At 66.8% G+C, this 8,388-nt stretch carries 4 protein-coding genes; all 4 read right to left on the reverse strand.

The genetic code is table 11. The features are described from left to right. Positions 1–2: 2 nt before the first annotated feature. Positions 3–4,826, reverse strand: coding sequence for a DUF4082 domain-containing protein (locus tag BLR21_RS40130; RefSeq protein ID WP_090015255.1), 4,824 nt, complete (start codon positions 4,824–4,826; stop codon positions 3–5). Between the two features lie 230 nt (positions 4,827–5,056). Next, positions 5,057–6,496 carry an MFS transporter gene (locus BLR21_RS40135; RefSeq protein WP_090015257.1) on the reverse strand — a complete coding sequence of 480 codons (1,440 nt, stop codon included), beginning with the start codon at positions 6,494–6,496 and terminating at the stop codon, positions 5,057–5,059. 69 nt (positions 6,497–6,565) lie between these two features. Then, positions 6,566–7,225 carry a TetR/AcrR family transcriptional regulator gene (locus BLR21_RS40140; RefSeq protein ID WP_218131116.1) on the reverse strand — a complete coding sequence of 220 codons (660 nt, stop codon included), beginning with the start codon at positions 7,223–7,225 and terminating at the stop codon, positions 6,566–6,568. 109 nt (positions 7,226–7,334) lie between these two features. Continuing rightward, positions 7,335–8,388 (reverse strand): hypothetical protein (locus BLR21_RS43035; protein ID WP_176930027.1); only part of this gene is annotated, 1,054 nt, incomplete at its 5' end.

The following is an 8,388-nucleotide window of genomic DNA, read 5'->3' on the forward strand; positions in this document are numbered from 1 at the left end:
TGCTAGCTCGTGGAGAACACCACGTCAACCCAGTAGTGGTTTCCTCCGTAGGACAACGTCGGGAACCCGGAGCCGACCTGGTACACGCCGTTCGCCGCGCCTTCCCCGGTGGCAGGCGCCGACAGCGGCGGACTCGTCACCGTGTACCCGCCGAAGTAGCCGGCGTTCACCGAGTACCGACCTGTTGTCGTTGTGTAAGAGGCGATGTAGGCCGTTCCGGCGGTCACCGCGAGCGGTGCGGAGAACGTCAGGGTCTGCCAGCCGCCCGCAGACTCACCGCTGAACGTGCCGGTGACCAACCGTTCTCCGCTCGCGGACCACACCGAGCCGGTGTGGGTTCCGGTGTTGCCCGGCCCCTTGTAGAACTTGACGCCGGTGATCGTGCCGTTCACCGCGGGCACGAAGCGGATGCCGAGCTCGTAGGCACCGGTATCGTCCGCCGCTGCCGTCGTCGGCACTGTGGCCGCGCTGAACAACGAACACGGACACATCTGGCTCGCTGTCGTGGTGAAGGACCACGTGACCGCCTGCGCGGACAGGTTGCCGTTCAAGTCCGCCGCACGCACACTCGCCGTGTAACGAGTAGACGCGGCCATCGGTGCGGACGGCGTCCAGATCACCGTCTGCTGGTCGGAGGACCGGCTCAGCGTGCCCGTCAGCGTCGCACCGCGCGGATCAGCAACGGTGAACTGCGTGTTCGTCAGGTCGATGCGTTCGTCGAACGACGCGGTGACCGCGCTGGTGAGCCCGACCCCGGTGGCGTCCGTCAGCGGGGTGTGCCCGGTCGAGGTGGGCGCCGAAGTGTCGCTGTTCGGCGTGTAGACGACGTCGACCCAGTAGTTGTTGCCCTGGTAGCTCATCGTCGGGAAGCCACCCCCCGGTTGGAAGACGCCGTTGGGGGCGCCCTCCCCGTTCTTCGCCGCGGTGAGCGGTGGTGCGTTGACCCCGGTGGCCTGGAAGTAGCCGGCGTCGACCGAGTAGCCGCCGGTAGTGGTGGTGTACGAGGCGGTGTAGGTCAGCCCCGGCGACACGGTGACGGGTGTGGCGAACGTCAGAGTCTGCCAGCCAGTCGCCGACTCGCCGCTGAACGTGCCGGTGGCCAGCCGCTGCCCGGTCGAGGACCACAGCGAGCCCGTGTGACTGCCGGTGTTCTTGGCTCCCTTGTAGAAGCGGACACCGCCGATCTGGCCGCTCTGCGTCGGGCTGAATCGCACACCGAGCTCGTAGGAGCCGGTGTCGTCGGACGACGTGAGCGTGGGTTCGGTGGCACCACTGAACAACGAACACGGGCACGTCGGTGTCGTGGTCGTCGTAAAGGACCAGGTCGCGGTGTTCGCCATTGCGTTGCCGTTGGCATCGGCGATCAGCACGCTCGCCGCGTATCTGGTCGACGGTGTCAGAGCCGCGGTCGGCGTCCACGTGACAGTCCGCTGGTCGCCGGAGAGCGCCACGGTGCCGTACAGCTTCGCGCCGCCGGGATCGGTCAGCCAGATCTGGGCGCTGGCCGGGTCGACGGCCTCGCTGAACCGGATCGAGAGCGGCGCGTTCACCGCGACACCGGTGGCGTCTACGCCCGGAGCGCGAGTGTCCACTGTGGGCGGTGTCGTGTCACCGTTGAGACCGCTGCGGTACACGACATCGACCCAGTAGTTCGCGCCGTTGTAGCTCGAGGTCGGGAATCCTCCGCCGGCTCCGTAGCGGAACAGACCGTTTGGGCCGTCCGTGCCGTTCGCGAGCGCACGGATCCCACCGTAGCTCGCGGTCTGGCCGTTGAAGTAGCCACCGGTCACCGCGTAGCCGCCGTTGGGTGCGTAGTACGACACGATGTAGGTCGTGTTCGCCTGTACGACAACAGGTGAGGAGAACGTGAGGGTTTGCCAGCCTGATGGGGACTCGCCGCTGAAGGTTCCGGTGGCGAGCAGCAGTCCGGTCGACGACCACAGGGACCCGGTGTGCGTACCGGTGTTGCCGGCGCCCTTGTAGAAGCGCACGCCGAGAACTTCGCCCTTGCCGTTGAACCGGACCTTCGTGCCCAGCTCGATCGCGGACTTGTCGTCGGCGTTCTCTATCTCCGGAGCGGCGAAGTCGTCCCACACGGTGCACGGGCAGGTGGCAGGACGTGGTGACCCGGTCTTGAAGGACCAGGTCGTTTGCGCGGTTTGGTTACCGGCGGCGTCCTTGACCCGCACCGTTGCCGTGTAGGTGGTTGCAGCCGTCAGCGCCTGCCCCGGCGTGAAGGTCACCGTCTTGCCGGTGCCCGCCACCGCGGTGGTGCCCGAGACGGCACCGGCCGGACCGGTCAGGGTGAATTGCACGGACGTCGGATCGACAGCCTCGTCGTAGGTTGCGCTCACCGCCGGGGTGAGGCTCACGCTGCTCGCACTGTTCAACGGACTGGTGCTGGTCAGCTCCGGCGCGCGGGTGTCCGGGCCGGGGTCGGGTGCCCACTGCACGTCGACCCAGTAGTTGCTGTCCTGCGAGCTGCGGTCCGGGAATCCGGCGCCACTGCGGAACACGCCGTTGACGCCGTCGACTCCGGTCTGCAGACCGGTCAGCGGTTCCAGGTACCGCGACTGGCGGCTGAAGTACTCCGCGTCGACCGAATATCGGCCGTTGGGCGAGAAGTAGGAGACGACGTAGGTCGTGCCACCCGTGACCGCTATCGGTACCGGGAACGTCAACGTCTGCCAGCCGGACGCGGTCTCGTTGCTGAACGTGCCGGTGGCGAGCTGCTGACCGGTGGCCGACCACAGGGTGCCGGTGTGCGTGCCGGTGTTGTTGGCGCTCTTGTAGAAACGAACACCACGAACGTAGCCGCTGGTGTTGGCCCGCCACTTCACACCGAGCTCGAGAGGACCGCCGTCAGCCTGGTCGACGACCATCGGGGTGTCGGCGTTCGTCCACATGCCACAGGGACAGGTTCGCGCGGCGACGCCGGGTGAAGCTGTCACCGGGGTGGAGAGGTTCACGGAGTCGTCCACCGCGCGTACACGGAGTTGCGCCGACCCTGACGCGGGTGGGGTGTAGGTGTAGGTCCAGGTGGTCTTGCCGGCTTCCCAGACAGCCGGATGCCATCGGTTCCCGCCGTCGGTCGAGACTTCGACCCCGGCGACCTGGCCGGCGGCGTCGGTGACCGTGCCGGAGAAGGTGTAGGGCTGCCCGACGGTGGATTGGGCGGGAACGTTGATGATCGAGACGACCGGAGGTGTCTTGTCAGTGCTCGCCGTTGCCGCGACGAGGTCGCTCTGCAGCGTCGCCGGTTGCACCCCCATGTCGGCGAGGAAGTTGACGGTCGCCTGCTTCATCCGGATGTCAGATGTCGGCGTGTTAGTGAGGAACGCGTGCTCGTCATCCACGCCCCACGCCCACTGCACCGTGCCCGCACCGAACACCAGCGCGCCGGAAGCCGCCTTGTAGTAGGTGATCGCGTGCGTCTCGTTGCTCGAGCCGTACTGGTCGCCCCAGTTCTTCAACGCGTAGTAGCCATCGACGAACACCGTCGTGCGGGACAGTTGCGCGACGCCCGCAGGCTGGAAGCCGTTGTCCGGCACCGTGTTCCACTCGTAACCCAAGGTGCCCGGTTGAAAGGTGTACGTCGAACCCGCGGGCATGTTCGCCAGCGGCGTATTGCGCCACAAGCGCATCTTGCCGTAGGTCGCAGGCACCTGCAGGGAGTCGTCACGGCGTCCGTTGACGGTGAACCAGTTGCCCAACAACTGGTTCTCTGCCCTTCCGCCGTCCTGTGGTGGGCTGTAGCGCGGGTCGCGCCACGTGCCGGTCCAGTCGTTCAGGCCGTCGTTCTGGGTGCCCTTGGTCTCCTTGAAGCAGGCAAGCGTGCGCCAGTCCGCCTGGGAGGAGTCGATGCTCTTCTCCCAGCGGGTCTTCCAGAAGATCTCGTTGCCGGTCAGGAACGCCATGTGCACGCCAGCGTCACGGGCGGCCATCACGTTGTCCCACTGCTCGTTCGACCAGTACTCGTCGTGGCCGACGGCCATGAACACCTTGTGGTTCTTGATCAGGTGCCCGCGCCGAGCGGAGTCCACATCGGTCGTGTAGCTGAGGTCGTAGCCGTTGCGCTCCAGGAACCTGAGCATCGGGTACTCGGCGTTGAAGATGAAATTCTCGTCGCCGTCGCCGCCGGTGTACGGACGGTTGTAGCTGACCTTGTACGAGCTGCCGCCCTGGCCGGGGCCGTCACCGAAGTAGAGACTGTTGCCGCCGTAACGGTTGTACGCGACCCAGGTGGCGTCCGAGGTCTGGAAAAGGATCTTCGACGTGGACGTGTCGTCGCGGACGACGAACACGATCTCGTTCTGCACGCCGGTGTCGTTCCGTGTCGCTCGGGCATAGTAGATGCCGGACACGGCATCCGACGGCACGTTCCAGGTCACCGACACGGCCCAGTTGCCGCAGTCGATGAGCGCGGTCGGCGCGTCCCGCAGGCATGGCGGCTGGTTCTGCGGCGTGTTGCGGGAGACGGTGCCGATCTGGCGCGCACCCACGCCTCCGTACCAACCGAGCCGAAAGATGTCGAGGCGGTACGCGGGCGCGCTGGTCAGCATCTTGAACTGGACCTGGCCGCCCGGCGTGACGCTGATGTCGGTGGTGTAGCCCAAGATGGTGTCGTCACGGTAGGGCGCCTGCCAGTTCGGCGTTCCCGGCTTCGTGTTCTCACACGCGACCTTGTTGACCACCGGGGCGTCACATGGAGCCGCGGTGGCAGGCGGAGCCGTCACCAGGTTCGTCGTGACGAACGTGGCGGCGACAAGCACACAGACGACGAAGAACCGCAGGACGAGCCGCGACCGGGGCTGCTGGGCCGACATGGCGCTCCACTTCTCGAACTTCCGACCAGGGCGACGATGCCGCTCGACCGATGCGGTCAGCCCCCAAACCGCCTCGATCACCGTGACTCAGCGCAACACCGGGAATACTATTCGTCCTAGTAGGATACCGTCGTCTGCAACTTCGGTCGGCAAGACCAACTCGTTACAGCGAATGCGCCGACGTACCCAAGGAACACATCAGCTTTTCGTATGAAGCCAGGTTGAAGTCGCTACCCACGCGCACGTCGTGAGCCGGTCATGACAACGGCGACGACCGCTGCGAACGCGAGCAGCCCAGCGCCCACGACAAACGCCGCAACATAGCCATCTGTGAGCGCGTCGTCTCCCGCAGCGCCGCTCGCCGCGGTGACGGACAGCGCCACCACGTTGAGCGCCGACACACCAACCGCTCCGCCGATCTGACGCATCGCGTTGGTCAGTGCGCCGGCGACACCCGCGTCACCAGACGGCACGCCGTCCAGCGTGATCTTGGTGACCGTGGTGAGGGCAGCTCCGATGCCCAGGCCGCTCACCAGCAGTGCGGGGAAGAGCACCGACCAGAATCCACTGGCAGGGTCGAGCACGCCGAGGTAGGCCATGCCGGCCGCGCCCATCAACAGACCTGTGGTCAACACGGCTCGCGGACCAGTTCGACCAAGGATCCGGCCGGCCGCCAACGATCCCACGAAGACGCCGACAGCACTGGGCAGGAACGCGAGTCCCGTCAGCAGTGGCGAGTACTCGCGGACGAGTTGCAGGTAGTAGGTCAGGAAGAGGTAGAACGCCAGCAGCGCGGCTCCGGCGAGGAACACGATGGCGTACCCGGCGCCGCGCACGCGGTCGACCACGATGCGCAGCGGCATCATCGGCCGTTCAGACCTGCGTTCGATGACGACGAACCCGACGAGCAACGCCAGCCCGGCCAGTCCGAACGCGACGGTGGACGGATGACTCCAGCCCACGGTTTCCGCCTCGCTGAGGCCGTAGATCAACGTTCCGACGCCGAGCGTGCCGGTGATCGCGCCGGGCAGGTCGTACCTGACCACGGCGTCGCGTTGGCTTTCGGCGAGAAACCGAACGGCGGGAACGAGGACGACCAGCACCAGCGGAACGTTCACCAGCAGGCACCATCGCCACGACCCGGCTTCGGTCAGGACGCCGCCGAGAACCATGCCCACGGCCATCCCCGATCCCACCGCGGCGCCGAAGATGCCGAAGGCGCGAGCGCGTTCGCGCGCATCGCTGAACGCGGTCGTCAACAACGCCAGGCCGGCAGGAGCGAGCAACGCGGCGAACACCCCCTGCGCAGCGCGAGCCAGGGGAAGCATGACCGGTCCAACGGCAAGCCCTCCGAGTGCCGAGGTCAGCGCGAAGCCGAGCAAGCCGAGCAGGAAGATCTTCTTTCTGCCGTGCACGTCCGCAAGGCGACCACCGACGAGGAGAAAGCCTCCGAACGTCAGGGTGTACGCGGCGACGACCCACTGTTTGGCCGAGTCGGACATCCCGAGCTCGGCCTGCGCCGATGGCAGCGCGATGGTGACGACCGACGAGTCCAGAACGATCAGGAGCTGCGCGGAGACGACAACGGCAAGCGTTGCCCAGCGCCGGGGATCCGGTGCCTGGACTTCCGGGCTCTCGACAGCCGACGGCGTCGGCTTGGACTGCTGCACTGCCCCTCCCCCAGGTTCGGCAACGTGACAGGGCTACTTACTAACACCCTGTCACAAAGTTACCGCAACTCAGCGGGCAGCGCGACGACCAGCCGCTCCGTCGAGGAAAAGGGCCAGCTTCCGTTCGAACCACGCGGCGGCGGGCCCGGACACGGCGCCGACGAGCACCTCCTGCAGGCGTGGGTCGTACTGATCGATCCACGGGCCGATGAGCTCCTGCCGGCGGCGCTGAAGCAGGTCGACGGCGTCACCAGTCTGTTCCGGCGCGGCCAGAAACGCCTGGGTGACCAACTCCGCCAGCATGTCCACCACGAGCACGGCGTCGACCGGATCGAATCCGTATTCGAGAAGGTGGACTCCAGTCTGGTTGTCACGCTTGACCAGGGCAGGTCCTATGACCCGCAACGCCGTGATCTCCCTCGCCAGACCGATGTGCGCCGAGTAGAGGCGCCAATGTGCCCATGCCGTTTCCGCCAGGTAGGCACGCCAGTCCTCGCCGGGCTCCGGCCACTCGATCGCATCGACTGCTTGGTCGACCGCCGCGGCCGCTAGGTCGTCCCGGCTCCGGAAGTATCGATACACCGTGGAGTGCGAGACCCCCAGCAGCTCCCCCACCGCGGGCATCGTGAGCCGCGAGAACCCGATCTCCAGTGCCGCCCGGATGATCGCCTCCCGATCGACCAGGGGCGGCCGGCCCATCCGGACCTTCCTGTCGTCTGCGGTTTTCACACGCCGCGAACCCACATTCACCCCTTCCGGAGAACTGGGTTCAGGGTACGGACTGAGCCCACAACGGCGAGCCGGGCGAGGTGTCCTCGCCCGGCTCGCGCCCCTCACCTCACCCCTGCGGTCCGGTGGCGAACAGGTAGAGACCGTCGTCGCGGTCACTGCCCGCGACGTAGGTCTTGCCATTGCGGGTGAACGTCTCGACGCCCCAGAAGTCGTTGCCGCTGGGCGCGAGATATCCGCCGCTCTCCACCAGCTCGCAGTTGTCCGGGCTGCTGCACTGGATCTTCAGTGAGCGCATACCGCCCGCGTAGTACGACAGGTAGGCCCGGCCCGCGTTGTTGGGGTCGGTCGCGACCTCGTGCACGCTCAGGTCACCGAACCCGACCGCGTAGTTCTCGTCCATGGCCTCGGGGATGGCGAACGTGTCCAACTCGGCGAACTTCTTGTTCGCGTCCGCCTGGTTGCTGAACAGGTGCACGTAACCCCAGCCGTCGAACGCCGCGGTCGCCTCGATCCGCGCGCCGACGGTGCCGATCGCCGGCCCGTCGGGGTAGGCGAAGCTGACCGGCGTGCCGAACATCTTGTGGTACGCCTCGTGGTTCGTGCACACGCCGACGACGACGTCGACGAAGCCGCCGGAGCCGCAGAACGGCGGGTTCTCGGTTCCGCCATGCCGCTGAACGAAGACCACGGCGTCCCAGCCGGCGAGCACGGCCTCATGTGCCTTCTCACCGGGGAAGCAGGCAGGTTCAGGCGCGCTCGGGTCGCCGGTCGGTCCGCGCTGCAGCGCCACGACCTTCTCTTCGCCCGCCCGCAGCGACGCCTCGTAGCCAGGAATCGAGGCAGGCGTCGGGATCGGTGCCGATCCTGGGCAGCCGTAGCCGCCGTAGACGACCGGTCCGTTGAGCTTGTCGTCGTCGAGGACGACGATCGGCGCGGAACCGGGCACCGGCACGGACGGGTACGCGCCCGCGTTCGTACCGCTGGTGATCGAGAAGTTCGTTGCTCCGTAGGGCGCGAAGTCCTCGTCGGTTCCGATGAAGTACTGGTTGTCGGCGGTGAACTCGCCCTGGTGCCCGTTGCCTTCGGCGGTGCGCGCTGCTCCGGTCGACTCCAGCAGCTGCGGATCGGGATGGCTGAAGTCCGTGTCGCCGATCAGCGTC

The sequence above is a fragment of the Lentzea albidocapillata subsp. violacea genome, assembly GCF_900100275.1.
GTDB classification, from domain to species: Bacteria; Actinomycetota; Actinomycetes; order Mycobacteriales; family Pseudonocardiaceae; genus Lentzea; species Lentzea violacea.